This is a genomic window from Streptosporangium sp. NPDC049644 (genome assembly GCF_040675205.1).
Taxonomy (GTDB): Bacteria; Actinomycetota; Actinomycetes; order Streptosporangiales; family Streptosporangiaceae; genus Streptosporangium; species Streptosporangium fukuiense.
The window spans coordinates 85,400-109,994 of record NZ_JBFAOJ010000002.1; the positions used below are offsets into that span (position 1 = coordinate 85,400).

The 24,595-nt window shown below is 69.7% G+C and carries 24 protein-coding genes; 9 read left to right on the forward strand and 15 right to left on the reverse strand.

Features of this window, described 5'->3' with window-relative positions; translation table 11 throughout:
* Positions 1-183 precede the first annotated feature (183 nt).
* Entirely contained in the window at positions 184-2,847 is a 2,664-nt protein-coding gene (locus tag AB0J58_RS01485; RefSeq protein WP_364208721.1) for an exo 1,3/1,4-beta-D-glucan glucohydrolase, read from the forward strand.
* Between the two features lie 96 nt (positions 2,848-2,943).
* Here the strand turns inward: AB0J58_RS01485 and AB0J58_RS01490 are convergent, their stop codons facing one another.
* The 10 genes from AB0J58_RS01490 to AB0J58_RS01535 all read right to left on the reverse strand — a co-directional run bounded on the left by AB0J58_RS01490 (position 2,944) and on the right by AB0J58_RS01535 (position 8,805).
* Positions 2,944-3,267 carry a gas vesicle protein K gene (locus AB0J58_RS01490; protein WP_350952796.1) on the reverse strand — a complete coding sequence of 108 codons (324 nt, stop codon included), beginning with the start codon at positions 3,265-3,267 and terminating at the stop codon, positions 2,944-2,946.
* Between the two features lie 167 nt (positions 3,268-3,434).
* Complete coding sequence (locus AB0J58_RS01495; protein WP_364208725.1) at positions 3,435-3,746, reverse strand: gas vesicle protein; 312 nt, start codon at positions 3,744-3,746, stop codon at positions 3,435-3,437.
* A complete protein-coding gene (locus AB0J58_RS01500; protein WP_364208728.1) occupies positions 3,736-4,533 on the reverse strand; it encodes a GvpL/GvpF family gas vesicle protein in 798 nt (265 codons plus the stop codon). The genes AB0J58_RS01495 and AB0J58_RS01500 overlap by 11 nt, the downstream gene beginning before the upstream one ends.
* Entirely contained in the window at positions 4,526-4,978 is a 453-nt protein-coding gene (locus AB0J58_RS01505; protein WP_364208731.1) for a gas vesicle protein, read from the reverse strand. Before AB0J58_RS01505 ends, AB0J58_RS01500 begins: the two co-directional genes overlap by 8 nt.
* Before the next feature lies 1 nt (position 4,979).
* Complete coding sequence (gene gvpO / locus AB0J58_RS01510) at positions 4,980-5,435, reverse strand: gas vesicle protein GvpO (RefSeq protein ID WP_364208734.1); 456 nt, start codon at positions 5,433-5,435, stop codon at positions 4,980-4,982.
* A 57-nt stretch (positions 5,436-5,492) separates the two neighbouring features.
* On the reverse strand, positions 5,493-5,714 hold the full coding sequence (locus tag AB0J58_RS01515) for a gas vesicle protein GvpG (RefSeq protein WP_364208737.1): 222 nt from the start codon (positions 5,712-5,714) through the stop codon (positions 5,493-5,495).
* Between the two features lie 16 nt (positions 5,715-5,730).
* A complete protein-coding gene (locus AB0J58_RS01520; protein WP_364208740.1) occupies positions 5,731-6,609 on the reverse strand; it encodes a GvpL/GvpF family gas vesicle protein in 879 nt (292 codons plus the stop codon).
* A 1-nt stretch (position 6,610) separates the two neighbouring features.
* Complete coding sequence (gene gvpJ / locus AB0J58_RS01525) at positions 6,611-7,045, reverse strand: gas vesicle protein GvpJ (RefSeq protein WP_364208743.1); 435 nt, start codon at positions 7,043-7,045, stop codon at positions 6,611-6,613.
* A 36-nt stretch (positions 7,046-7,081) separates the two neighbouring features.
* Positions 7,082-8,224 (reverse strand): SRPBCC family protein, encoded by a 1,143-nt coding sequence (locus AB0J58_RS01530; RefSeq protein ID WP_364208746.1) that lies wholly within the window; start codon positions 8,222-8,224, stop codon positions 7,082-7,084.
* Positions 8,225-8,229: 5 nt separating this feature from the next.
* Positions 8,230-8,805, reverse strand: a complete 576-nt coding sequence (locus AB0J58_RS01535; RefSeq protein WP_364208749.1) for a hypothetical protein — start codon at positions 8,803-8,805, stop codon at positions 8,230-8,232.
* A 478-nt stretch (positions 8,806-9,283) separates the two neighbouring features.
* Here AB0J58_RS01535 and AB0J58_RS01540 point away from each other — a divergent pair, with 478 nt between their 5' ends.
* Both AB0J58_RS01540 and AB0J58_RS01545 read left to right on the forward strand, forming a co-directional pair.
* Positions 9,284-9,976, forward strand: a complete 693-nt coding sequence (locus AB0J58_RS01540) for a hypothetical protein (RefSeq protein ID WP_364208752.1) — start codon at positions 9,284-9,286, stop codon at positions 9,974-9,976.
* Positions 9,977-10,080: 104 nt separating this feature from the next.
* A complete protein-coding gene (locus AB0J58_RS01545) occupies positions 10,081-12,897 on the forward strand; it encodes an AAA family ATPase (protein WP_364208755.1) in 2,817 nt (938 codons plus the stop codon).
* Positions 12,898-12,998: 101 nt separating this feature from the next.
* On the opposite strand, the gene AB0J58_RS01550 is transcribed toward AB0J58_RS01545, so the two are convergent.
* Together AB0J58_RS01550 and AB0J58_RS01555 are read right to left on the reverse strand one after the other, a co-directional pair.
* On the reverse strand, positions 12,999-13,229 hold the full coding sequence (locus tag AB0J58_RS01550) for a DUF397 domain-containing protein (protein ID WP_364209038.1): 231 nt from the start codon (positions 13,227-13,229) through the stop codon (positions 12,999-13,001).
* Between the two features lie 33 nt (positions 13,230-13,262).
* A complete protein-coding gene (locus AB0J58_RS01555) occupies positions 13,263-14,087 on the reverse strand; it encodes a helix-turn-helix transcriptional regulator (RefSeq protein ID WP_364208758.1) in 825 nt (274 codons plus the stop codon).
* 192 nt (positions 14,088-14,279) lie between these two features.
* Here AB0J58_RS01555 and AB0J58_RS01560 point away from each other — a divergent pair, with 192 nt between their 5' ends.
* Positions 14,280-14,687: an ATP-binding protein gene (locus tag AB0J58_RS01560; RefSeq protein WP_364208761.1), complete on the forward strand. Its 408-nt coding sequence runs from the start codon at positions 14,280-14,282 to the stop codon at positions 14,685-14,687.
* A gap of 119 nt (positions 14,688-14,806) precedes the next feature.
* On the forward strand, positions 14,807-16,636 hold the full coding sequence (locus tag AB0J58_RS01565; RefSeq protein WP_364208764.1) for a M14 family zinc carboxypeptidase: 1,830 nt from the start codon (positions 14,807-14,809) through the stop codon (positions 16,634-16,636).
* Positions 16,637-16,697: 61 nt separating this feature from the next.
* Here AB0J58_RS01565 and AB0J58_RS01570 read toward each other — a convergent pair whose 3' ends face one another.
* Positions 16,698-17,504 carry a class I SAM-dependent methyltransferase gene (locus tag AB0J58_RS01570; protein ID WP_364208767.1) on the reverse strand — a complete coding sequence of 269 codons (807 nt, stop codon included), beginning with the start codon at positions 17,502-17,504 and terminating at the stop codon, positions 16,698-16,700.
* A gap of 157 nt (positions 17,505-17,661) precedes the next feature.
* Here AB0J58_RS01570 and AB0J58_RS01575 point away from each other — a divergent pair, with 157 nt between their 5' ends.
* Complete coding sequence (locus tag AB0J58_RS01575; RefSeq protein WP_364208770.1) at positions 17,662-18,138, forward strand: hypothetical protein; 477 nt, start codon at positions 17,662-17,664, stop codon at positions 18,136-18,138.
* Positions 18,139-18,205: 67 nt separating this feature from the next.
* Here the strand turns inward: AB0J58_RS01575 and AB0J58_RS01580 are convergent, their stop codons facing one another.
* Both AB0J58_RS01580 and AB0J58_RS01585 read right to left on the reverse strand, forming a co-directional pair.
* Positions 18,206-19,741, reverse strand: a complete 1,536-nt coding sequence (locus AB0J58_RS01580; RefSeq protein ID WP_364148239.1) for an aldehyde dehydrogenase family protein — start codon at positions 19,739-19,741, stop codon at positions 18,206-18,208.
* Between the two features lie 56 nt (positions 19,742-19,797).
* Positions 19,798-20,229, reverse strand: coding sequence for a cupin domain-containing protein (locus tag AB0J58_RS01585; protein ID WP_343979457.1), 432 nt, complete (start codon positions 20,227-20,229; stop codon positions 19,798-19,800).
* Positions 20,230-20,510: 281 nt separating this feature from the next.
* Between AB0J58_RS01585 and AB0J58_RS01590 the strand changes: the two genes are divergently transcribed.
* The 3 genes from AB0J58_RS01590 to AB0J58_RS01600 are packed head-to-tail and all read left to right on the forward strand — an operon-like array spanning position 20,511 to position 24,387.
* Entirely contained in the window at positions 20,511-21,875 is a 1,365-nt protein-coding gene (locus AB0J58_RS01590) for an SWIM zinc finger family protein (RefSeq protein ID WP_364208773.1), read from the forward strand.
* Positions 21,872-23,323 (forward strand): DUF5691 domain-containing protein, encoded by a 1,452-nt coding sequence (locus AB0J58_RS01595; protein ID WP_364208776.1) that lies wholly within the window; start codon positions 21,872-21,874, stop codon positions 23,321-23,323. The genes AB0J58_RS01590 and AB0J58_RS01595 overlap by 4 nt, the downstream gene beginning before the upstream one ends.
* Positions 23,320-24,387: an AAA family ATPase gene (locus AB0J58_RS01600; RefSeq protein WP_364208779.1), complete on the forward strand. Its 1,068-nt coding sequence runs from the start codon at positions 23,320-23,322 to the stop codon at positions 24,385-24,387. Before AB0J58_RS01595 ends, AB0J58_RS01600 begins: the two co-directional genes overlap by 4 nt.
* The last annotated feature ends 208 nt before the right edge of the window (positions 24,388-24,595 follow it).

Genomic DNA, 24,595 nt, shown 5'->3' on the forward strand with positions numbered 1-24,595 from the left:
ATCGCGTGGTAAAGGGCCTGATAGGCGGGGTTTGCAAGCCGTGAGACCTATGTCGAACAGATGTTCAATCGAGAGAGCGCTCTCGCGAAACTATTGACTCGGCAGCGTCACAGCGTAAGGATCTGCGAAGTGCGGACTCGGGGGCCGCCACGACCGTCGCTGTGCCTGGAGAACGGACCTTCGATGATCAGACCCTTCGCCCGGCCGGGCGCCAACCGGAGCAGGCTCGCGGTGCTGGCGAGCCTCACAGTCCTGGCGGCCGGTGTCGCCGGGATCCCGAGCGCGGGCGCCGAGACCGCGACGGGCGGCCGGCAACCGGTGATCGGCAAACCGGCCCTGGACGCCCGAGGCTGTGCCCGTATCGAGAAGAAGCTGCCCACCCTCGCCGAGTGGCCCAAGGTCGACAGCGCCATCGATCAGAACCGGTCGGACGAGAAGCGGGTGGCGAAGATCCTCGCGGGCATGACGCTCGCCGAGAAGGTCGGCCAGATGACCCAGCCGGAGATCAGCGCGATCACTCCCGACGAGGTCAAGCAGTACTTCATCGGCTCGGTGCTCAACGGTGGCGGCGCGTGGCCCAATCGTGACAAGCACGCCGCGCCGAAGGCCTGGCTCGACCTCGCCGACGCCTACTGGAACGCCTCCGTCGCCACCCGGACGAAGATCCCCGTCATCTGGGGCATCGACGCCGTCCACGGCAACAACAACGTCTACGGCGCGACGGTCTTCCCGCACAACATCGGCCTGGGCGCCGCGCAGGACCCGTGCCTGGTGCGTGACATCGGGGCGGCGACCGCCAGGCAGATCCGCGCCACCGGCCAGGACTGGGCGTTCGCGCCCACCCTCGCCGTCCCCCTCGACGACAGGTGGGGCCGTACCTACGAGGGCTTCTCGGAGGACCCCCGGATCACCCGCGCGTACGGCTACGAGGCGGTCAGGGGATTGCAGGGCAAGCACCCGCGCGGCATCGGCTCCGACGGCGTCATCGCCACCGCGAAGCACTTCATCGGTGACGGTGGCACCATCAAGGGCGTGGACCAGGGCGTCAACCCCTCGTCCGAGGCCGAGATGATCAACGTGCACGGCCAGGGCTACTACAGCGCGCTCGCGGCCGGCGCCCAGAGCGTGATGGCGTCGTTCAACAGCTGGACCAACGCCGACCTCGGTATCAACGAGGGCAAGCTGCACGGCAGCAAGCGAGCCCTCACCGACATCCTCAAGCAGAAGATCGGCTTCGACGGCATCGTCGTCTCCGACTGGAACGGCATCGGCCAGGTCGCCGGGTGCACCAACGCGAGCTGCCCGCAGGCGATCAACGCGGGCATCGACGTGGTCATGGTGCCCAACGACTGGAAGGCGTTCATCGCCAACACGATCGCCCAGGTCCAGAGCGGCGAGATCCCGATGGCGCGCATCGACGACGCGGTGACCCGCATCCTGCGCGTGAAGCTGCGCACCAACGTGCTCGACGGGCCGAAGCCCTCCAAGCGGGCCTTCGCCGGTTCCAGCGACGCGCTGCAGGCGAGGAAGCTCGCCAGGGAGGCGGCGCGCAAGTCGCAGGTCCTGCTCAAGAACAACGGCAAGGTGCTGCCGCTGGCCGCGAACTCCAAGGTCCTCGTGGTCGGCAAGAGCGCCGACAGCCTGCAGAACCAGACCGGCGGCTGGACCCTCACCTGGCAGGGCACCGGTAACGTCAACGCCGACTTCCCCAACGGCACGACGATCCTCGGCGGCCTGCGCGAGGCGCTCGGCGCGGCCAACGTCACCTTCAACGAGACCGCCGAGGGCGTCGACCCCTCGGCGTACGACGCGGTCATCGCGGTGATCGGCGAGACGCCGTACGCCGAGGGCGTCGGGGACCTCGCGCGGCGCTCGCTGGAGGCGGCCAAGATCTACCCCGCCGACCTCGCCGTGCTGGAGCGGGTCAGCGGCAAGGGCGCGCCAGTCGTCACCGTCTACGTCAGTGGCCGGCCGCTCTGGGTCAACAAGGAGCTCAACCGCTCCGACGCCTTCGTCGCCGCGTGGCTGCCGGGCACCGAGGGCGGCGGCGTCGCCGACGTGCTGGTCCGGGGCAGGTACCGCGACGGCTTCACCGGAAAGCTGCCCTACTCCTGGCCCAAGAGCGCCTGCCAGACGCCGCTCAACGCGGGCACCGAGGGCTATGACCCGCTCTTCCCGCTCGGCTACGGCCTGCGCAACGGCCAGACAGGGGCGGTCGGCACGCTCGACGAGACCGCGCCCGAGTTCGGCTGTGGCGGGCAGGGCGGCGGCGGTGAGGCGAGCGAGGATCTGGAGATCTTCAACCGGACCGACATCGCGCCCTACAAGAGCTTCATCGGTTCGGCGGAGAACTGGGGCGGCACCGAGATCGGCGCCGACGGCCAGGCGTCGCACGCCGAGATCTCCGTGGTGCAGTCGGACGTCAACGTGCAGCAGGACGGCCTGAAGGCGACCTGGAGCGGCACGGGCCCGGCACAGATCTACCTGCAGGACCCGGCGGGCGGTTCCGACCTTCGGGGCTACCTCAACTCCGATGCGGCTCTGGTCTTCGACACCATCGTCCACCAGGCCCCGGCCGCGAGGACCGTGCTCAGCGTGCACTGCGTCTATCCGTGCCTCTCAGAGGTGGTGGCGACCTCCCTCTTCCAGGGACTTCCGGCTGGGAGCAAGTCGACGGTCAAGATTCCCATCGCCTGCTTCGCCGCGGGGGGCCTCGACCTTGAGGTGGTCAACACCCCGTTCCTCGTCTACACCGACGGAGCGTTCTCCGCCTCGTTCGCCAACATCCGCTGGGTGCCGAAGGCGGCCAACGACCCCGACGCCAAAAAGTGTGAGGACCTGACCTAGGGCTCTTCGCGCACGAGTGATCCAAAGGACGGGACTCGGTGGTGTTGTCCGGCCATCGAGCCCCGTCCCTCGCGCCTCCGGTCCGGGGACGCGGGGTCAGTCCGTGGGGAGCAGGGTTCCGAGCGGCCCGAGGTCGAGGTTGAGATCGGAGGGCGAGAGCCCGAAGCGCTCGCACAGCTCGGTCATCGCCTCCTCAAGACGCATGAGCGTCAGGCCCAGCACCTCGACCTGCTCCTCGGTCAGGTCCCCCTGCTCCATCCGGCGCACGCACTGGCGTTCCACCAGCTGCCGCACGAGTTCGACGAGGGTGAGTACGAGGCGGGTCAGATCCCGCTCGACCGCCTCGGGGTCGGTGTTCACTCGCCACCGGCCGCCCCGCGCCGCTCTCCGCGTGTTCCGGAAACCCTCCCAGGTGTTCACGGAGTCCCTCCGCGCGTTCGCCGGAGTCCCTTTCGCCGGAGTTCCTGAGCCGGATGTCCTCCGCGCGGTTCGCAGGTCCTCCGCGGCGGCGCGGAGCCTCTCCCGGGTGACGCCGGGCTCCTCCGTCTCGCGAAGGTTCTCCGCGGGCGGGCCGCCGCCGGGACGGTTCATCGTGGGGCCCCGTGGTCCGGTGGGCCGGGCGCACTCGCCGGGGTGGTCGCCTCGGATGTCCGTACGACCGTGACCGCGCCCGGCGGGTGCGCGGAGGGGATCGTGTCGGACGCCCGTACGGACGTGATCAGGGCACGCAGTGAGATGCGGACGAGGTCGATGTCGGCGATGGAGAGCACGAGGTCGCCGCTGACCACGACCCCGCCCGCCAGCAGCCGGTCGAGCAGGTCGACGAGTGCCACGCGTTCGGCGGGCAGGCGTCCCTGGGCGGCGAGCGCGGCGCCGCGCGGGCGGCGGTCAGGTGTCATCGAGCACCTCCAGACCGGCCGTGCCGAGATCCAGCACGGTGAAGGAGTACGGCGCCCAAGGGCCGGTGAGCTCCAGGTCGATCCCCTGCCCGCGCAGGCCGTCGACGACGGCGACGAACTCCTCGGCGCGATCCTCGTCGACGAGGTAGGCGCCGTTCAGCACCATCGGGTCCTCGCGGCCGGACAGCTCCGGATCCTGGGGCCGGTGCCGGTGGCTCGCGACGGAGGCGGCGGCCAGGGCGGCGTGGACGTGCTCCGCCTGCTCGGCCGCCCGGCGCCACACGTCCTCCCGGTTGCGCAGGCTGGCCCGGCGGCGTTGCAGGTAGGCCGTCCCCGGCTTGCCGCTCTCCGCGACGCTCTCCCCTTCCGCCGGCGAGTCGGCCGCGGCCGGGGCGGCGTACGCCTTCACCCCCCACTCCCTGCGCCCGGTGACGTGGGCGAGCACCGCGGCGAAGTCGTCATGCCTGTGCCGCAGCAGGTCGCGGACCTGGTCCTCGCCGGTGTAGACCGTCACCAGCCGAACCGGCGCGGTGGGGGTCTCCTCCGAGACGGCCTCCACGACGCGATGGTGAGCGCGGGCCGTCTCCCCGACCCAGTCCAGATCCTCCAGAGAGCGCCGTAAAGGCTCCTCGCCGAACTCGTCCAGCGGCACCGGGCTCACGTACGCGACCAGGCCCTCGTGCGTGATCGTGTGCACGGGCGCACCGGCCACGCCCACCACGGCGGCGGCGAGGGGCCGGCCCAGGTCCTGGGCGATCGCGTAGAGGTACGTGCCCGTCTCAGCCATCGCGGTCCCCCCGCCTGGATTTTCTGGGCCCGCGAGGCTCCCTGTACTCCCTCGACTCCTTGACCTCTTCGGGGGATCTCTCCCCCCATCTGTCCAGGGAGCGGCGCCTCGGGGTTTCCCAGTCCTCCTCCGCGGCCGCCAGCCGGTGGCGCAGGCGGCGGTTCTCCTCGACCAGGTCACGGTCCTTCGCGGTGAGCCACGGATCGTGTTCCCACCAGTCGATGCCCAGCTCCCGCGCCGTGTCGACCGAGGCGATGAGCAGGCGCAGCTTGATGGTGAGCAGCTCGATGTCCAGCAGGTTCACCCGGATGTCGCCTACGATCACGATGCCCCGATCCAGCACCCGCTCCAGGATGTCGGCGAGATTGGCCGGCTCCCGCCCGCCGGATGCTCCTCTGCCGTAGGGCTGGGAGAACGCGCTGCCGGGGCGTGCCACCTCGGCCATCTCAGCCCCCCTCGCCGCTGTCGGCCCTGCCGCGCCGGTAGCGTCTCACCCTGCGGTACGACAGCAGGTCCCCCTCGGGGTCCAACTGGACCTGGTAGAGCGCGAGCATGTCGCCCGACGAGGGGATGTGCCGGTCCTCGACGACCTCGACGTCGACCAGCCAGCCGTCCTCCGCGGGGCGTACCTGCGTCACCCCCTCCGTGTCCTTCGAGGTCAGTTCGGCGATCTGCCGCAACCCGGTGACCCCCGCGGTCGCCGCGGACAGGACGCGAGAGCGCCGCCCCGGACGGCGGGTCCTCTGCTGCGGCCTGTCGTCGTCCAGATCCTCCTCGTCCTCGTAGGGCTCCTCGTCCTCCTCCGGCTCCTCCACGTCCTCCTCGTCGAAGACCTCGTCGTCGGTGGTCTTGTAGGAGTCGTCGGCAGGGTGCTCCTGGTGGGTTCTGCGCTTGACAGGCACGGGGTCACTCCCCTCGTCGTCTCTCCGCCGGTGCGGCCGTACCGGCGGCGGCCCGGGTCAGGTGATCATCTCTCGGAGGATCTGCTCCGCGGCCATGGACTCCTCCTCCGCGGAGATCTCACCGGATGCCCTGGCCTCCGCCAGCTCCTCCAGGCGGCGCCTGACCGCCGCGGGGCTCCGCAGTTCCATCTCGGCCTGTTCCTCAAGCAGCTCCGCGAGCCGGATCAGCCCGCGCAACGGCGCGAGCGGCAGACTGAAGATCAGTCCCAGCGGTTCCATGGTCCATCACCTGCCTTCAGGTCCTGACGAAGTCGTACGGTGCCAGCGGGCCGAGCAGGCGCAGCTCGACCCGGCCCGCCCATCGGGTGCCGAACTCGCCCAGGGCCTCTTCGATCTCCTGCTGCCGGTCGGTCTGCGCGAGTAGGGCCACGTGGGCGGCATCCTGCTCATGGGTGGGTTCGCGTACCGCGATGGCGACGCAGAGCGGGGTGAAGGCGTCGAGCAGCGCGGCGGTGTCGGCCTCGCGCTTGGCCGCGATCGATGTGTTGATCAGCTCTCCGAGCCGCATCCTGGCGTCCCAGGTCGCCTCTTCGGGGAGTCCGTGGATCTCGTCGCGCAGCCTCCCCGCCTCGGCGTTCTCCTCCAGGACCTCCCGCAGTATCGTCTGTTCGACATAGCGCCCTTTCACGATGTACTCCGCTCGACCCTCCAGTTCGTTCAGCGTGTTGCGGAAATCGTCGTGGTACGGGGTGAGCAACTCGTCGACGACCGCCTGCGCGTCCGTCACCACCGCCCCGAAGCGGAGCGGGAGCACGGGCACCTCGGCGGCGGCCTCGTCCAGCAGTCGCTGGTGGGCCATGAGATCGTTCGGCCTGCCCAGCGGGCGGTCGGTGGGGACGTCGCTCACCAGGGCGGCGATCTCGCCGTACCGCACCAGCCTGACCTGGCCGGGAGGATCTCCCACGCCGAGGGTGTCCGGGGTCAGTTCGACGTCCGCGGGAACGATCCCGTAGATGTAGGAGCCGGCGCCATGCTCGGGGGCGCCGGATCTCTCCGGCGCGGTGGGCCTGGGCCGCTTACCGGAACCGGTGCCGCGCCGTCCGGACGCCTGGTGCTTTTCGGACTTCGACCTGCCGGACTGGGCGGTCCCGGACTTTCCGCTGGGATCGCGCATCTCACTCTTCCCTCCGTCGTCTGCGCCGGGGGGCCGGTTCGCGCTCCTCTTCCTCCTCGAACTCCTCCTCCTCGGACCCGCCGGTCAGGCTGCGGAGCTTCTCACCTGCCGCGTCCAGCAGCCCGTCCGTCGCGCCCTTGACCTTCGCCTTGCTGCCGCCCTGTGTCACGTCCTGCATCAGCTCCGGCAGCCCCTTCTGACTGCCGACCTGGGAGAGGTCGAGACGGTTGACCGCCTCCGCGAAACGCAGGTAGGTGTCAACGCTGGCCACCACGATCCGTACGTCGATGGTCAGGAGTTCGATCCCGACGAGGGAGACCCTGACGAAGGCGTCGATCACGAGCCCCTTGTCGAGGATGGTCTCGATGACGTCGGCCAGACCCGATGAGGATCGGTAGCCACTCGCTCCGCCCCCCGAAGGTTGGACAATGGTCATGGCGTTCCTCTCCGGTACCTCCTGTGATTCCTCCGATCACGCCCTGGTGGCCGCCTTGCGACGGGCAGGACGCCTGGGCGGTTCTTCTTCCTCCTTCTCCTCCTCTTCCTCCTCCGATCTACGGGATGCGCCGGAACCGCGGCGTCGCACCGGGCGCCTGGGCGGCTCCTCCTCCTCTTCCTCCGGCTCCTCCTCGTACTCGTTCTCCTCTTCCTCGGGTTCCTCCTCGGCCTCCTCCTCTGCCTCGGGCTCCTCTGCCTCGGGCTCCTCCGCTTCCTCGCGCTCCTCTGCCTCGGGGCCCTCTGCCTCCTCGGGGCCCTCTGCCTCCTCGGCCTCCTCCTCTTCCCGGAGAGCCGTCTCCTGGTCCTTGACGACCTCGCTGTCGCGGATCTCGCCGCGCCAGCCCTGAAGGTCGTCGGGGTGCAGGAGCACCTCGTTCATGACGTGCCTGCGGAAGTGTTTGAGTTCGAGACGTGCGCGCCTGCCCTGGGCACGCCAGAGGTTGCCGGTGCGCTCGAACAGGCCCTGCGGGTGGTACTCCAGGACGAGCAGGATCCGGGTGAGCTCGGGAGCGATCTCGTGGAAGGTCACGGCGCCGTCCACGTACCCCTTCGCGCCCTTCGAGCGCCAGATGATCCGCTTGTCGGGCACCTGCTCGATGATCGTCGACTCCCAGGTGCGGTGGGACAGGAAGACCTGTGCCTTCCAGTTCAGCTTCTCGTCGGACGGCTGTTCGACGCCCTCGACCTTCTTCATGAACTTGGGGAAGTCGCCGAACTGGGTCCACTGGTCGTAGGCCATCCGGACCGGAACGCCGATGTCGATCGTTTCGACGATGTTCGTCAGCTTCAGCTTCTTGCCTCCACCCCCCTTTCCGCCCTTGCCTCCGGTGATCTTCTGCATCAGGCCGCCGACGGCCATCTTGCCCAACCCCTTCACCAGCCCCCCGGCCATCGATCCTTTCGAGCCGCCACCTGTCACCGCGCTCAGCAGGCTCGATCCGTCGCCTCCGGCATAGCCGGTCAACCGGCCGGTCACGCCCTTGACCTTGTCACCCGCAGCTGACAGTGCCCGCTCTCCGGCGGCTTCGAGGAAATTCTGGAACTCTTGGGTGAGCCGGTCCATGGGAGACTCCTGGCCGGCCTGCTGTTCGGGCCGCCCCTTCAAGGTCTCAGTCATCGAGATCACCCTCGCGTTCTGGCGGGTGCCCGCTTGGTGCGCGACGGTGCCGATCCGCGGCGGGAGGGTGCCCGGCCCCTGGGCTTGGCCGGCGGTTCCTCCTCTTCTTCCTCCTCCTCGTCCTCTAGCTCTTCCTCTTCTTCCTCTTCGGGCTCTTCTTCCTCTTCTTCGTCCCTCGGCCGGGCCTTACGAGATCTCGCGGCCTTCCCGCGGCGCTTCCGAGGTTCCTCGAACTCTTCTTCCTCTTCTTCCTCTTCGGCCTGCTCGGGGTTCCGCAGTGACTCGGCCCGGTCGTGGAGCCTGCTGCTCAGCGAGTCGATCTGCTTGCTCATCGCGGCTTTGGCGGCGTCCTTGCCCGCCTCCAGGAGATCGCCGCGAACGCTTTCGGTGATCTTTTCCAGTTCCGGGGAGGAACTGAGCATCTTCAGCCCCTGCTGCAACAGGTCGCCCTTGCCGGCGCGCAGGTGGCCGGTCACGCCGGCGATGGCCAGCGCCGCCGCCAGCCGTACTTTCCCGCGTCCCAGAAGGTAGCCTCCGGCCACGGCAAGGGCCATTCGCACTACGTTGTTCACGATCACCACTCCTTGTCGATTGTCCTGCTGCGGAGTCCGTCTCATCTCTTCGAGTCCTCGGGGCCGGGCCCCGCCGGCACATCACAGAGAAAGACGACATTGACCAGAGCTGACGCCCGTTGCGGTGAATATGGGAAGAGCATCCCGTTCCCACAATTTCATTTCCCCCTACCCTAGAAAACCCCCATAAAAACACATATGGGTAAAAAGGGGACAAAAGGGATATTGTTCTGTCCGGGCCTTCCCGGAGATGGATTCCCGTCGTGGGCCGGAGGTGGAATGACCCTCCATCCGCCTCTGGGCCGCGGCGGAGGCCGAGGGTTCAATGATCTGTTGGGGCCGACGGCGGAGCTTTGTAACAAGTTAAGCCAGGTTCCCGGAAAGATTTGGTCAAGGTTTCCGAGATGAATGGGTTGAGAAAGGAGAGAGGCGCTTAAAAAACGGGCACAACCATCTCGTTAACCCGTAAAGCGGAGGTACAGCCCTGGTGAGAAGATCGAGGGCCGGGTTCGCCGTGATCGCCATGGTGGTCGTTTCCGCCATGGTCGGCGGGCTCACGGGATGTGCACGTGCGGAGTTCACCTACGTCCGCCACGACGACGGGCAGACATACTTCAAGGTTCCGGCGGCCTGGCGGAAGGTCGACCAGACGGCGCTGGACAAGGCGACCATCGGAGCCGACCTCGAATCGGCCACCGCGCAGCTGCGCAAACAGCTCATCTGGTCGACCGCCTACGACGCCCACAGCAAGCCGTCTCCAGACCACCTGCTCGGCTACGGCACCGAGGACGAACCATTCGTCTTCGCCCGGATCGCCAAGCTCCTCCCCGAGGAGCGGGACGCGCTCTCCCTGAACAGCATGCGCAACTCCGTGCTACCCGTCACCGAGACGGTGCGCGAGAAGTACGCGGAGATCCCCGGCTATCCGCTGAAGGACTTCGAGCTTCTCTCCGACGAGGTGCTCCAGCCCGGAGACGGCCTGCGCGGGGTGCACGTGCGGTTCAACTACGCGATCGAGGGTGCCGGGACGGAGACCTTCGACCTCACCTCCTATCTGGCCCCGGACGGCAAGCAGATCTCCACCCTGCTGATCCGCTGCTCGGCCGCCTGCTACCGGAAGCGCGCCGGGGAGTTCGACAGGATCGCGCAATCTTTCAAGGTCAAACGACTCACCGGGTGAGGAGAAGCCCGTAAATGAAGTCACCTCCGCCGCCCCCCACCTTCGAAGGACTAAGGGCCCCCGGCTCGGGCCCGACGGATCCGCATCCCGACAAGCGCAAGAAGATGCCTTTCTGGGATCGGATCAAATTCCTCCTCATCCTGACGATCATCTACTTCATCCTGGTATGGAGCGAGATGGCCTCATTTGAGGGCATCATGACATTCCAGGATGCGATGATCACCACCGCTGTCGCGGCGCCGTGGATCTTCTGGCTCCTGGGAGCCGAGTTCCTGCGCCAGCTCCACTTCTTCGTCAGCGAGCGCTCCGCCGGATACAACAGGTTCTGGACGCGCGGTGTGTTCGGCGGCTTCGAGCGCTGGACCCATCGCCGTTTCTCCGACTGGAATCGCTTCAGGATGGCGCGCGCCATCAAGTGGCTGTTCTGGATCGCGGTGCTCGCCCTCATCCTCGGCGAGGTGCTGGACACCTCTCCCGCGCTCGCGCTGTTCCAGGCGCCCGCGCTGCTCTGGCAGGCGCTGCCGTACATGGCGCAGCTCGCCTTCGCGTTCTTCTTCATCGCCTTCCAGTTCATCGGCCTGTTCTGGCTGCTGTCGCGGGGCGGCGTGGAGACCTACTTCCCCGACGACATCAAGACCCGCTTCACCGACGTCTGGGGCCAGGACCACGTCGTCGAGCGGGTCAAGGAGAACATCGTCTTCCTGGAGCGGCCGGACGCGATCGAGGAGCGTGGCGGCTACGTGCCCAGCGGCCTGCTGCTGTGGGGCCCGCCGGGCACCGGCAAGACCCTGATGGCCGAGGCGGTGGCCGGGGAGACCGGCAAGCCGTACGTGTTCGTCGACCCCGGCGCGTTCGTCAACATGTTCATGGGCATCGGCATCCTGAAGGTGAAGTCGCTGTTCAGGAAGCTCCGCAAGCTCTCGCTGCGATACGGGGGCGTGATCGTCTTCTTCGACGAGGCCGACTCCCTCGGACGGCGCGGCTCGCTGGCGCAGCAGGGGCCCAGGGGCGGCCCCGGATTCTCCCCGCACGTCGCGGGGTGCCACGGATTCGGCTACCTCAGCGAGGACACCCGCTGGTTGCTGACCCGCAAGGGCGCGGCGGAGCGGGAGGAGCCGGACACCGGCCGCAGCCGCTTCATGATGGGCGGCATGGGTGGCGGGGGCGGCGACCCGGGCACGCTGCAGGCGCTGCTCACCGAGTTGTCGGGGCTGAAGAAGCCCCGGGGCATCGTCAACCGGCACGTGCGAAGACTCTTCGGCATGCGGCCCAAGCCGCCGCCGAAGTACCGGATCCTGGTCATGATGGCCACCAACATGCCCAACTCGCTGGACGAGGCGCTGCTGCGGCCGGGCCGCATCGACCGCATCTACAAGGTGGGCTACCCGTCGAAGGCGGGCCGGGTCCGCACCTACCGGGGCTACTTCGACAAGGTCGACCACGAGCTGACCGACGAGCAACTGGACAAGCTGGCGACGATCACGCCCTACGCCACCGGTGCCACGATCAAGGACCTGGTGAACGAGTCACTGATCACCGCGATCCGCGACGGCCGGGAGGTCATCACCTGGTCGGACGTGACCAGGGCCAAACGGCTCAAGCAACTCGGGCCACCCGAGGACGTGGAATACATCGAGCGCGAGCGGCACGCGGTCGCGGTGCACGAGGCCTGCCATGCCGTGGCGGCCTACCGCACCCGCTACCACCTTGAGATCGACATCGCCACGATAGAGAAGGGCGCCGACTATCTCGGCATGGTCGCGAGCATCAAGCCCGAGGACCAGTTCACCCGCTGGAAGTCCGAGCACGAGGCCGACATCATGGTCTCGCTCGCCTCACTGGCCGGGGAGCGGATGTTCTTCGGCGAGGACAACTCCTCCGGCGTCTCGGGTGACCTGTTCTCGGCGACGTACCTCACCGCGCTGATGGAGGCGCACTGGGGAATGGGGCGCGGAGTGACCTCGGTGCCCGCGCTGCAGGAACTGGAGATCATGGGAGGCAAGTCGATGCCCAAGCCCGGTGGCGGTGGCATCGGCTTCACCAAGGCACCGGGGGGCGGGCAGCCGCCGGCCCCCGATGTGCTGGGTGAGCGCATCGAGTTCAACCTGGTGCGCCTGCTGGACCGGACCGAGGAACTGCTGCGGGAGCATCGGAGAGACGTCCTGTGCCTGGCCCACGCGCTCGAGACGCACAAGACGCTCAACGGTGACGACGTGGTCGCGATCCTGGAGCGGAGGCAGGGGCCGCTGGTCGACGGCTCGGTCTATCTCTCGGAGGACTTCTACGCCGAGATCGAGGAGTATCACCTGGAGGCGGCACGGGCGCATCGCGAGCACAGCCACGTGTCGCGCACCCTGCCCGTCCCGGCGGCCCAGCTCAGGCTCGAGCCCGCCGTCGCGGTCGTGCAGGGAGCGGTGGTGCTGGGAAACGGCAACGGCAACGGCAACGGCGCCACGATGCCGGCCGGGCCGGACTTCGTGCCGTGGGGTGACGGCGGTCCGGTGCCCCGGCAGGCGACGCCACCGCCCGCGCCGTCGCCGCATCCTCCGCCGTCCGGTGTTCCCGCGCCGCGGGGCGGGCGGCTGAAGGCGGTGCTCCTGGTCGTGGTCAGCCTGGTGGCGCTGGCGGCCTTCACGCTGCTGGGCGTGTACGCGCTCAATGGCGGAGGTGTCGTGCTGGGCGGGGCGGGCTCGCCGGAGTCGGGCACGCTCCCGGTGGTGCTCGTCGCCGTGCTGGCCGCGATCGTGGGAGCGGGCATCGTCGCCACGGTCACCCGGGGATCGCGGGCCGCCAGGGCCAGGGCCGAGGCCCAGCGTGACAGCGCCGTGGAACGGGCGCAGTTGCTCGCCGCGGCGATGGACCCCGAGGTCGCCATGCGAGTCCTCGGCTACAAGGGCACCGATGAGCGGCCCCCGAGCTGACGGCTCCGAACACGCACAGCCCGCCGGGCCGAGACCGCGGGCGGGCTGTGCGGCCGGGAGGTTCCGGGGGAGCCGGTGAGCCGGTTCCCCCGAAAGGCCCGTCAGTCGAACTCGCCGTCCTTCACGCCGCCGACGAAGGCGTCCCACTCGCTCCGGGTGAACGCCAGAGCCGGGCCGCCCGGATCCTTGGAGTCGCGGACGAGGTAAAGCCGATCGGCGTCGGCCTTGTGTCGGGCGACGGCCGGATCACCGGGGACGACCGCGACCTCCACGCAGTTGCCTCCGTTGGTGCTGCGACCGCTCTTACGCCATTTGGCGACGGACAGATCCATCGTGGACCCTCGCACTTTTTCTTCCTTCTACGGCTAGGGGGAGGAGAACCTTCTCGCCATCTGGGCGATGAAGGCTACCGAGGCCTCCTCGCTGAGAGCCATCTCGCAGAGACTCTCGAACATGGAGGCGTATCGGCGGACTTGCTCGGGGTTGTCCGGCACGTCCCCGCTTGCGGCCTGCTCCAGGTAGAGCAGGTCGGGGGCTTCGGGTTCGGGGAAGCTGAGCAGGCAGAACTGGCCGTCCATGGCGGGGTGCGCCCCCGCGGAGAACGGGACGACCCGTATCTCCACGTTGGGCAGCGTGCTGAGATGGACGAGATGCTCCAGCTGCTCCGACATGATGTCGCCACCGCCGATCCGGCGCCGGATCACCGCTTCGTCGAGCACGGCGACAAGGTGGATCGGGTCACCGGGCCCGTGCAGCAACCGCTGGCGCGAGATGCGCACGGAGACCGTCTCCTCGACCGTGGAGGGGGTCTGGACTACTGAGGTCGCCTCGATCACCGCGCGTGCGTACGGTTCGGTCTGCATCAGGCCGGGGACGACCAGCGGCTCGTACGAGCGTACGAGCGACGCCTCCGCCTCAAGCCCGATGTAGGAGTCGAAGCCGGGTTTGAGAGCCTGACGGTGGGGGTGCCACCAGCTCCGTCTTCTGGCTTCGACGGCCATCTGGATCAGGGAGTCTCTCGCCTCCCCGGTCACGCCGTACACCTCGGTGAGGGCCGACACGTCCGAGGGGCGAGGCCGGGACTGGCCCGTCTCGTACCTCCAGACGGTGGTGTCGGTGGAGCCGATCCGCTCGGCCACCTCCCCCCGCGTCAGCCCGCTGTCCTTTCGCAGACGGCTCAGCTCAGCCATCAGACGGCGATGACGGGCCGTGGGGCTGTGTCGAGAGGCCACGCATCCACCTCCCTCCGTCCTTTGATAGCAAATCTGTGGAATCCCAACATGAGGTATTGCAGTCCTTGATAGAACAGTTCACCGTGAGTGAGTGTGCCATCTCAGAGGGCGATGTGCATTGGATATGCGTGTCGGGGAGTGAGGTCAACCATGACGACCGGACGGCAGGCCGTCTCACCTCGATCCACGGTGACCCTCAAAGGGGTTCCGGAGTCGGTGTCGATGGCGCGAAGCCGGGTCAGGGAGCTTCTGGGCGAGGGACATCCCGCGTCCGACGACGTCATCCTCCTGGTGAGCGAGGTGGTGACCAACTCCGTGCTCCACTCGGGGTCCGGAGGGGGTGGAGAGGTCGCGATGACCGTGGCGGTGGGGTCGGCCGCGGTGCTGGTCGAGGTCTGTGACGCCGGGTCGGGCGCGTCGATGCCGCACGTACGCAACGATCCCGAGGCGGAGGGCGGGCGAGGCATGTTCCTGGTGGACCTGCTCGCCGACAACTGGGGCATCCAGGACGACGCTTCCGAGGGCGCCAGGACGCTCTGGTTCGAGGTCGTCTTCTGATCTCGGGACGGAGGGTGTACTGCTCCTAAAATTTGGGCCTTTGCTAATCAACCTCCCTGTCTGACTCTCAGTGGAGGCACGCGACAACCCCCTAGAGTGCGTGCCCGAGGAGGACGCAGGTGAGACGCCGTCTGATAGTGGTGTTCGCCGCCCTGGCGCTGTTATGCCTTGGCATGACCGGGGCGGGAGCCTCGGCTGAGCCGTCACCGAACAGCCAGTACAAGGTCCAGGGACCGAGCACCCCTCAGCAGCGCAGCGAGATCGCGGCCACCGGTGCCGCGATCGATCAGGTCGGCCCTGACTCGGTCGTGGTCACCGCCAGCGAGACCGAGGTCGCCGAGATCAAGGAACTCGGCCACACCGTCACGAAGATCCCCAAGTCCCTGTCCCCGACCGGGCCCGAACAGCGTTCGGACTTTCCGTCGGCCGACTCCGGCTACCACAACTACGCCGAGATGACCGCCGCGGTGAACCAGATCGTCGCCGACCACCCGACGATCGCCCGCAAGATCAGTTATGGCACCTCGTACGAGGGGCGCGACCTGATCGCCATCAAGATCAGCGACAACGTCGCCACGGACGAGAACGAGCCCGAGGTGCTGTTCACGCACCACCAGCACGCTCGCGAGCACCTGACCGTCGAGATGGCGCTCTACCTGCTCAACCTGCTCACCGACGGATACGCCACCGACAGCCGCATCACCAACCTGGTCAACAATCGTGAGATCTGGATCATGCCGGACCTCAACCCCGACGGTGGCGAGTACGACATAGCCACCGGTTCCTACCGCTCCTGGCGCAAGAACCGGCAGCCCAACTCCGGCTCCTCGTCCGTGGGCACCGACCTCAACCGCAACTGGGGCTACAACTGGGGCTGCTGCGGAGGCTCCTCCGGCTCCGCCTCCAGCGACACCTACCGGGGGTCGGCGGCCGAGTCGGCTCCCGAGGTCAGGGCGGTGGCCAACTGGGTCCGCAGCAGGGTCGTCGGCGGTGTGCAGCAGATCAAGGCGCACATCGACTGGCACACCTACGGCGAGCTGATCCTGTGGCCGTACGGCTACACCTACAACGACACCGGCCCCGGCCTGACCCAGGACGACCGTGACGCCCACGCGACCCTGGGCCAGAACATGGCCGCCACCAACAACTACACCCCCCAGCAGGCCAGCGACCTCTACATCACCGACGGCACGATCGACGACTGGCTGTGGGGCGTCTACAAGATCTTCAGCTACACCATCGAGATGTACCCGGCCTCCTCCTCGCCGGGCTTCTACCCCCCCGACGAGCAGATCGTCCCGCAGACCACCCGCAACCGCGAGGCCGCGCTCCGCTTCCTGGAGTACTCCGACTGCGTCTACCGCATCATCGGCAAGGAGTCGCAGTACTGCGGCACCGGTATCCCGCCGGTGACCGTCTACTCCGACGAGTTCGAAACGGCGGCCGGCTGGACGACCAACCCCTCGGGCACCGACACCGCCACCTCGGGCCAGTGGGAGCGCGGCGTCCCGCAGGCCACCACCTCCAGCGGCGCCAAGCAGCTCGGCACCACGGTCAGCGGCACCAACGACCTGGTCACCGGCAGGCTCGCGGGCACCGCGGCGGGCGACCACGACATCGACGGAGGAGTCACCAGCATCCAGTCACCGGCCATCACCCTGCCGTCGACCGGGACGCTGAACCTGTCGCTGTCGTGGTATCTGGCGCACGGTTCCAACTCCTCCACCGCCGACTTCCTGCGAGTGAAGGTCGTCGGCTCCACCACCACCCAGGTGTTCCAGCAGCTCGGCGCGGCCGCCAACCGCAACGGCGCCTGGGCGGTCGCCACGGCCGACCTCTCCGCCTTCGCGGGCCAGACGGTCCGCGTCCTGATCGAGGCCGCCGACGCCTCGGGTGCCTTCCTGGTGGAGGCCGGCATCGACAACGTCAAGATCACTCAACAACCCTGACCCCTTCGGGGCGCCTTCGCCGAGGGCGCCCCGAGCCCTTCACCGGCAGGCTCGGCGCCGGTCAGACGCGGCAGATGAGCTCGCCGTGGAGCACCGACAGCCAGCCGTCCCGCTCTCCTGCCCAGGCGTGCCAGCCCGCCGAGAGGCGGCGCAGGTCCTCCTCGGTGCTGCCCGAGGCGAGGGCCTGGCGGGCCATGTCGGACTTCAGGATCCGCTCGGCCCACATGCCGCCCCACCAGGCGCGGTCCTCGGGTGTGGCGAAGCACCAGGTCGAGGAGGTGGCCGAGACGTCGGTGAACCCCGCCGCGTGCGCCCAGGAGAGCAGTCGCCGCCCCGCGTCGGGCTCGCCGCCGTTGGCCCTCGCCATCCTCAGGTAGAGGTCCAGCCACTCGTCCAGTTCGGGCGTCTCGGGAAACCAGGTGAACGCGGCGTAGTCACTGTCGCGTACCGCGACGATCCCGCCCGGCCTGCAGACCCGCCGCATCTCGCGCAGCGCCGACACGGGATCGCCGACGTGCTGGAGCACCTGGTGGGCGTGGACGACGTCGAAGGTGTCGTCGGGAAAAGACAGCTCGTGCACGTCCGCCACCGAGAACTCGACGCCGGAGCGCCCGCGCCGCTCCATCTCCGCGCGGGCCAGTCCGAGCGCCTCCTCGCTGATCTCGGCCGCGGTGACCGTGCCGGGTGCGACACGTTCCGCCAGGTCGGCGGTGATGGTGCCGGGCCCGCAGCCCACGTCCAGCAGCGTCATGCCCGCTCTCAGGTACGGCAGGAGGTAGGCCGCCGAGTTCTCCGCGGTACGCCACCTGTGGGACCTGAGCACCGACTCGTGGTGTCCGTGCGTGTACACGGCGCCCTTGCCTGTCATGGGAGACCTCTCCTTCTGTCCGTGCTCCCGACCGTAGCAGGAATCTCATATTTCAAGAAGAATTGTCTCATTATTTGGTCTAATTGTGTGGCCGTAACGGATTTCGCACCATTTCGTCGCTTGCTGTAACGGAGGAGGGCGCCCAGACTCAGATGGGATGTTCGCTGACACAATGGGGGTGATCCTCGTGCTCGAGGAGTTCAGCGCTCGCGAGACCTGGCCACTGGGGTGCACGCGCTGCGGGCACCTCTGGCAGGAGGAGTACCTCGTCCGTCACCTGACCGACGGGCACGGACACGACGTCGTGCTCTGGCTGAGGTCGGGCGTCATGGTCCAGCCGCCCTGGTCGGGAACGAACTGCCCCGCCTGCGGCTGTGACGGTGTCCGTGTCTTCCCGGTGGGTGCGCACCTCCAGGGGGGCACCCCGCCCCCCGTCGCCCCCGCCCTCGGATCCGTCCCGGCTCCGGACCCCGCTCTGACAGCGATCCCCGCGGTGGGAGCCGGCGCCTCGCCCGCCAGGCCTCGGCCGCGTCGCCGCGTGTCGCAGCCGGTCCTGCTGGGCTCCCTCCTCGCGGTCGCGTTCCTGCTCTTCACGGGCTTCGAGCTCTTCGAACACATGCTGCCCCACCACTGAACCCGCCGCCCCGGACCGCCGGACCCCCGGGACGGGGATCCGGACGGGCACCGGGCGTCAGCGGGCGTCAGAGGCGGAAGCCCAGGTCGGGGACGATCTCGGCGACGTCCATCTGGGCCTTCTGCAGCCTGCCCGAGTAGTCCCAGTTCATCGCCTGCCAGCGGGTGAACTGGTCGAGAACCCACACCCCCGACTGGCGGCTGCCGTTGCCGGATCTGCCGTTGCCGCCGAAGGGCAGGTGAGCCTCCGCGCCGGAGGTGGAGTTGTTGACGCTCACCATGCCCGCGCCGATGCCGGCGCGGAAGCGGAACGCCGACTTCGGGTCGGTGGTGTAGATGGAGGAGGAGAGCCCGTAGCCGGGAAGGTTGGCCAGCTCGACGGCCTCCTCCAGGGTGTCGAAGGCGGTCACGCCGACGATGGGGCCGAAGGTCTCCTCAAGGAAGAGCCGGTCGTCGGGGCGGACCCCGTCCACGACCACCGGGTGGTAGTAGAGGCCGCCCTCCCCGGTGAAGCCGGCGCGCGGGTTGTCCGGGGTGATGCGTCCGGTGGGGCCGGAGACGACGGTGTGGTGCGGCTGGATCCAGCCCAGGTACTCCTCGTAGCGCGAGGCGAACCTCTCCTCGAGCAGCGGGCCGCAGAGCACGTCCCCGGCGGGGTCGCCGATCGCCGCCTCCGCCACGGCGCGCGCGTACCGGCGGAGGAACTCCTCGTGGACGCTCTCGTGCACGATCACCGTGCCGAGTGACGTGCAACGCTGCCCGGCGGTGCCGAAGCCCGCGAACAGCGCACCCTCCACGGCCAGGTCCAGGTCGGCGTCCGGCATCACCACCATCGGGTTCTTGCCGCCCAGCTCCAGGCAGGGGGACTGCAGGTGGCGCCCGCACAGCTCGCCGACCGCGCGGCCCACCGCGGTGGATCCGGTGAACCCGACCTTGTGCACCGTGCCTTCGGCCAGAGCCGACTCCAGGCCCTCGAACGTCGTGGCGCCGTCGGCGAGGACCAGGTTCAGCACGCCGTCGGGCAGCCCGGCCGCCGTGAACAGCCGGTAGAGCGCGTGCGCGGAGGCCGCCGCGTACTCGGCGGGCTTCCACACCACCGCGTTGCCGCACAGCAGCGCCGGGACCAGGTACCACGACGGCACCGCGACCGGGAAGTTTCCCGCCGTGATCACCGCGGCCACTCCCACGGGGACCCGGAAGGTGAACAGGTTCTTGTCCGGCATCTCCGAGGGGACCGTCTGCCCGTACAGCCGCCTGCCCTCGCCGAGGAAGAAGTCGCAGGTGTCGACGATCTCGCGCACCTCGCCCAGCGCCTCGGCGTACGGCTTGCCGATCTCGCGGGTGACCAGGCGGGCCAGTTCCTCGGCGTTGGCCTCCACCAGCCGCCCGATCGAGGCGATCACCCGCCCCCGGACGGGCGCGGGAACCCGGGACCACTCCCGCTGGGCCGCGGTGGCCGTGCGGCACGCGGAGGAGAACGTGCTCGCGTCCGCCAGCCGGACCCGCGCGACCACCTCGTCCAGGCGAGCCGGGTTGACCGACTCGTAGGCGGTGCCGTTGGATGCTTCTTTTCCGCCGATGACGGAGACGATCTCGCTGGTCACCTTCGACCTCCCGGTATGGACCTGTGACCGCATTCTCCCCGCGAAGGACGAGGCCGTCACATCATCCGGAAGTCAGCGAAGTCGAAACCCGGGGACACGACGCAGCTCACCAGTACGGCCTCGTCGCCGGCGGGGCGGGCGGCCTGCCAGGTGCCGCCGGGCACCACCGTCTGCGGGACCTGGCCCTCCTCCACCAGCGGACCCAGGGTCACGGAGTGGGCGGGCTGGCCCTCGTGGCCGCCGAGGGTCAGTGTCAACGGGCCGCCCCGGTGCCAGAGCCACACCTCGTCGGAGGCGACCACGTGCGGGCGCGACTCCTCGCCGGGCCCCAGCAGGAAGTAGATCCCCGTCGCGGTGGCCCGCGCTCCGGTGTACCCGGGCGGGGTGAGGTCGACGGAGGTTCTCCAGGTCTCGCGGAACCAGCCGCCCTCGGGGTGCGGCAGCAGGTCCAGGGTCTCGGCGAGCGGAGGACGGGAAGGAGTCGTCATCGCACCGATTCTAGGGACCCGGCTCCCTCGGACGGGCCGTGCGAGGTTCGTGCGCGCACCGACGTGTCGCCGGCGTGGGGCGGTGTTGGGACGGTGTCGGGACGGTACGGGCGCCCCCGCGGCGAAGCCGTCTGGACGGCCGGCGGGACGGGCGCGCGCGAGGGTGCGCGTACGGGGCGCGACGGGGGTCGCCGCTCGGTGCGGGAGTCACCGGGGGGACGGAGATCGCCCTGCGGGGTGAGTGGTCCGGATTTGTCGGAGGGGTTGGCTAGGTTCGGTCCGTGATCGAACGGTGGAACCGGGATCAGGTGCTGGCGCTCGCGCCCGACGCCTCGTCCCAGAAAGCGGCCGGGACAATTTCCTCCCCCAGAAAGTGGTCGGGGACCGGAGTCACCGCCGACGCGGTGTGGGGTGAGTGCGCGGGCAGCGGCTCCAAGCCCTACCGGGCCTGCGTCGACCTGTCCGAGCCCGCCTACCGGTGCACCTGCCCCAGCAGGAAGTTCCCGTGCAAGCACGCTCTCGGCCTGCTGCTCCTGTGGTCGGCCGACGGCGTCCCTGCCGCGGAGGAGGTCGCCGACTGGGTGGGCGAGTGGCTCGACGGGCGGCGCGACCGCGCGGCCAGGGCGGCGGAGGCCGGGGCGACCCGCGCCGCCAGGTCCGCCGAGGCGCCTCCCGCCGACGGCCGCCGGGCCGCGCTGCGCGAGCAGCGCGTGAGTGCCGGTCTGTCGGATCTGGAGCGCTGGCTCGCCGACCAGGTCAGACAGGGCCTCGCCGGAGCACGGCGCCACGACCAGTGGGACGACCTGGTCAAGCGCCTGATCGACGCCCAGGCGCCCGCTGTCGCGGGCTCGCTGTCGCGCCTGCCCGCCGCGCTGGACGGCGATGACTGGCCCGCCCGCCTGCTCAGCGAATACGCGCTGCTGCACCTGCTCTGCGTGGCCCACCGCAACCTCGCGGCTCCGGCCGGCGAGGGGATCGGCGACCGGGCCGGCGCCGGTCCGGGGGGTGTGCCGGAGGCCGGGCCCGCGGGGCTCCTGGAAAGGGTGCGCGACCGGGTCGGTTTCTCGGTGACGAAGGAGGAGGTGCTCGCCGGGGCGGTCGTCCGCGACCTGTGGGACGTGCTGGGACGGCGTGACGAGGAGCACGACCGGCTGATCGCGCGCCGGGTCTGGCTGCGCGGGCGCCGGACGGGCAGGGCGGCGCTGGTGCTGTCGTTCGCGCCGGTCGGACAGGCTCTCGACGCCTCGCTCGTCACCGGCACGACCGTGGACGCCGACCTGGCGTTCTACCCCGGCTCGGCTCCGCTGCGCGCGGTGGTCGCCGCCCGGCACGACGCCGCCCCGGCCGGCCCGCCGCCCGGCCGGAGCATCGAGCGGGCGCTGGACGAGGTGGCCGAGGCTCTGGCGGGCGATCCATGGCTCGACTCCTGGCCGCTCGTGCTGGAGGGGGTGACCCCCGCAGGGAGCGGTTCGCGGCTCCTGGCCGGGCCCTCCGGCGGGCTGCCGCTCCACCCGTCCGCGGGAACCCCGTGGCGGCTGGTCGCCACCTCGGGCGGCCAGCCGCTGACCGTCGCCGTCGAATGGACCCCGAGGGGCCTGCGTCCCCTCACGACCTGGGATGAGGAAGGCCGGGTGATCGCCCTGTGAACGCCTCCGCCGACTGGGAGGAGCTGGTGTCCACCGCGCTCGTCGGGACCGACCGGCGCCCGCTGCCCGGGGAGGGGGCGAGCGAGGTCGAGTTGCTCGGGCGCGCGGCCGTGCACACGCTGCGGATGCGCGCGGGGCGGCGGCCGGTCGCCCCGGGCGAGCCGCCGAGTCTGGCGGCGCCCGAGGAACAGCCGGAGGTCTCGCGCGCCGCGGGCGACCGGCTTGCCCGCGTTCTCGGTGGTGAGCAGCCGAGACTGCTCACCGAGTGGCTGGAGACCGCGGCCGGGCGTGGATACCGCCTCTCACCCCATCTGCTGCCCGAGCTGCTCGACCACGCGGTCAGGGACAGGTCGATCCGGCCGTACCTCGGCGTCCTGGCGGGCAACCGGGGGCGCTGGCTGGCGGGGCTGAACCCGGCGTGGGGTTTCCTGCTCGAGGAGGTCACGGGAGTGGCCGCGACCGGCCCTGCGACCGGCCCTGCGACCGGCCCTGCGACCGACTCTGGGCCGACCTCGCAGGTCTGGGAGTTCGGTACCTCGGGTGACCGTCGCGTCCATCTGGGCGAGCTGCGGGCGGCCGATCCGGCGAGGGCCAGGGAACTGCTCGCCGCCACCTGGGAGAAGGAGGGCCCCGACGACAGGGCGGCTTTCCTGGAGGCTCTCACCACGGGGTTGTCGCTTGAGGACGAGCCGTTCCTGGAGGCCGCGCTCGACGATCGCCGCCGCGAGGTCCGCCACCAGGCGGCCGACCTGCTCACCCGGCTCCCCGGATCGCGCCTGGCCCTGCGGATGGCAGAGCGCGTCGCCCGGTATGTCACCGTCGTCGGCGGTGAGATCCACGTCGACCCGCCGGTGGCCTGCGACAGCGCCATGGAGCGCGACGGCATCCGGGCGAAGGCGCCCCGAGGGACCGGCGAGCGGGGCTGGTGGCTGCAGCAGGCCGTGGCCCGCACCCCGCTCGGCGTCTGGCCCCGGCTGCTCGGCCGGCCACCCGGGGAACTGGTCCGCATGAAGATCGTCGACTGGAACCGCGAGGTCATGGCCGGTTGGGTCAGGGCCGCCGTGCTCCAGGGTGACCCGGAGTGGGCACTGGAGCTTTTCGCCTGGGATCCGATCGCCGACCTGCTGGCCGCGCTGCCCCGGGACAGGCAGGAGATCGTCGCGGCCGACTTCGTACGGCGGCACGGTCTGGACGGCCAACTGATCATGGTTCTCGGCGGGGCCGCGGCCCCGTGGGGTCCGGCCCTGGCCACGGCGGTCCTCCAGAAGATCATCGATGTGTCCGGTACCCAGCCGTGGAATCTCGGCGAGCTGACCAAGCTCGCCGGTGAGCGCATCGATCCGGCACTGCACGACATGGCCGGGAGGCTCTCACCGGAGCCGCCCATTCAAGAGGTCGCCGCCCTCCTGCGTTTCCGTGACGACATGTTGAAGGAGCTCACACAGTGACAACGGTTCTGCGGGCCCACGCCGAAGACCAGTACGCCGAGGAGCTGGCGGTCCTGGCCAAGGGCGACGACCGGGTCCGCCCGCCGGGCTGGAAGCTGTCGCCCTGGGCGGTGACCACCTACATCCTCGGTGACGGCGACCAGATCACCCCCAAGTACATCGGGCCGCGGCGCATCGTCGAGGTGGCCGTGGCGACGCTCGCCACCGACCGCGCGCTGCTGCTGCTCGGGGTGCCCGGCACCGCCAAGACCTGGCTGTCGGAGCATCTGGCCGCCGCGATCAGCGGTGACTCCACGCTTCTCGTGCAGGGCACGGCGGGCACCGCGGAGGAGGCCATTCGCTACGGCTGGAACTACGCCAGGCTGCTGGCCGAGGGGCCGTCCATGGAGGCGCTCACGCCGAGCCCGGTGATGCGGGCGATGGCCGAGGGACGGCTGGCCCGCGTGGAGGAGCTGACCCGGATGCCCTCCGACGTCCAGGACGCGCTGATCACCGTGCTGTCGGAGAAGACGTTGCCGATTCCCGAGCTCAACCGGGAGGTGCAGGCCGAGCGCGGCTTCAACATCATCGCCACCGCCAACGACCGTGACCGCGGCGTCAACGACCTGTCGAGCGCACTGCGCCGCAGGTTCAACACGGTCGTGCTGCCGGTGCCCGCCACCGCCGAGGAGGAGGTGGACATCGTCTCCCGCAGGGTCGGCCAGCTCGGCCGCTCCCTGGAACTGCCCGAGACCCTCACCGGGCTGGAGGAGATCCGCCGCGTCGTCACGGTCTTCCGGGAGCTGCGCACCGGCGTCACCGAGGACGGCCGCACCAAGGTCAAGTCCCCCAGCGGCACGCTCAGCACCGCCGAGGCCATCTCCGTCCTCACCAACGGCATCGCGCTGGCCGCGCACTTCGGCGACGGGGTGCTCCGCCCCTCCGACGTGGCCGCGGGGATCGTCGGCGCGGTGATCCAGGACCCGGTCTCCGACCGCGTCGTCTGGCGCGAGTACCTGGAGACCGTGGTGCGCGAGCGCCAGGACTGGCGCGACTTCTACCGGGCCTGCCGTGACGCGGGCTGAGGCGGTGCCCCCCAGGAGGGGACCGCTCCCGATCTCCGTCCCGGGCTCCGGTCCCGTATCGGGCGGCACGCCGGTGATCAGGCCGCGCGGTCGCCATCGCGCCGTGCCGCCGGTGCCGCCGGTCGGTGAGACGGCTTCCTCACCTGGTTCCGGTCCCGTATCGGATGGCACGCCCGCGGTCACCCCGCGCGGCCGCCATCGCGTCACG

What these genes read in the sequence shown, in the direction of transcription:
- AB0J58_RS01500 (WP_364208728.1), bottom strand. Translation starts at nt 4,533, where the DNA reads ATGGCTGAGACGGGCACGTACCTCTACGCGATCGCCCAGGACCTGGGC.
- AB0J58_RS01550 (WP_364209038.1), bottom strand. Translation starts at nt 13,229, where the DNA reads ATGGATCTGTCCGTCGCCAAATGGCGTAAGAGCGGTCGCAGCACCAAC.
- AB0J58_RS01520 (WP_364208740.1), bottom strand. Translation starts at nt 6,609, where the DNA reads ATGCGCGATCCCAGCGGAAAGTCCGGGACCGCCCAGTCCGGCAGGTCG.
- AB0J58_RS01585 (WP_343979457.1), bottom strand. Translation starts at nt 20,229, where the DNA reads ATGACGACTCCTTCCCGTCCTCCGCTCGCCGAGACCCTGGACCTGCTG.
- AB0J58_RS01545 (WP_364208755.1), top strand. Translation starts at nt 10,081, where the DNA reads ATGCCTTTCTGGGATCGGATCAAATTCCTCCTCATCCTGACGATCATC.
- AB0J58_RS01560 (WP_364208761.1), top strand. Translation starts at nt 14,280, where the DNA reads ATGACGACCGGACGGCAGGCCGTCTCACCTCGATCCACGGTGACCCTC.
- AB0J58_RS01575 (WP_364208770.1), top strand. Translation starts at nt 17,662, where the DNA reads ATGTTCGCTGACACAATGGGGGTGATCCTCGTGCTCGAGGAGTTCAGC.
- gvpJ (WP_364208743.1), bottom strand. Translation starts at nt 7,045, where the DNA reads ATGACCATTGTCCAACCTTCGGGGGGCGGAGCGAGTGGCTACCGATCC.
- AB0J58_RS01485 (WP_364208721.1), top strand. Translation starts at nt 184, where the DNA reads ATGATCAGACCCTTCGCCCGGCCGGGCGCCAACCGGAGCAGGCTCGCG.
- AB0J58_RS01570 (WP_364208767.1), bottom strand. Translation starts at nt 17,504, where the DNA reads ATGACAGGCAAGGGCGCCGTGTACACGCACGGACACCACGAGTCGGTG.
- AB0J58_RS01555 (WP_364208758.1), bottom strand. Translation starts at nt 14,087, where the DNA reads ATGGCTGAGCTGAGCCGTCTGCGAAAGGACAGCGGGCTGACGCGGGGG.
- AB0J58_RS01495 (WP_364208725.1), bottom strand. Translation starts at nt 3,746, where the DNA reads ATGACACCTGACCGCCGCCCGCGCGGCGCCGCGCTCGCCGCCCAGGGA.
- AB0J58_RS01530 (WP_364208746.1), bottom strand. Translation starts at nt 8,224, where the DNA reads ATGACTGAGACCTTGAAGGGGCGGCCCGAACAGCAGGCCGGCCAGGAG.
- AB0J58_RS01515 (WP_364208737.1), bottom strand. Translation starts at nt 5,714, where the DNA reads ATGGAACCGCTGGGACTGATCTTCAGTCTGCCGCTCGCGCCGTTGCGC.
- AB0J58_RS01505 (WP_364208731.1), bottom strand. Translation starts at nt 4,978, where the DNA reads ATGGCCGAGGTGGCACGCCCCGGCAGCGCGTTCTCCCAGCCCTACGGC.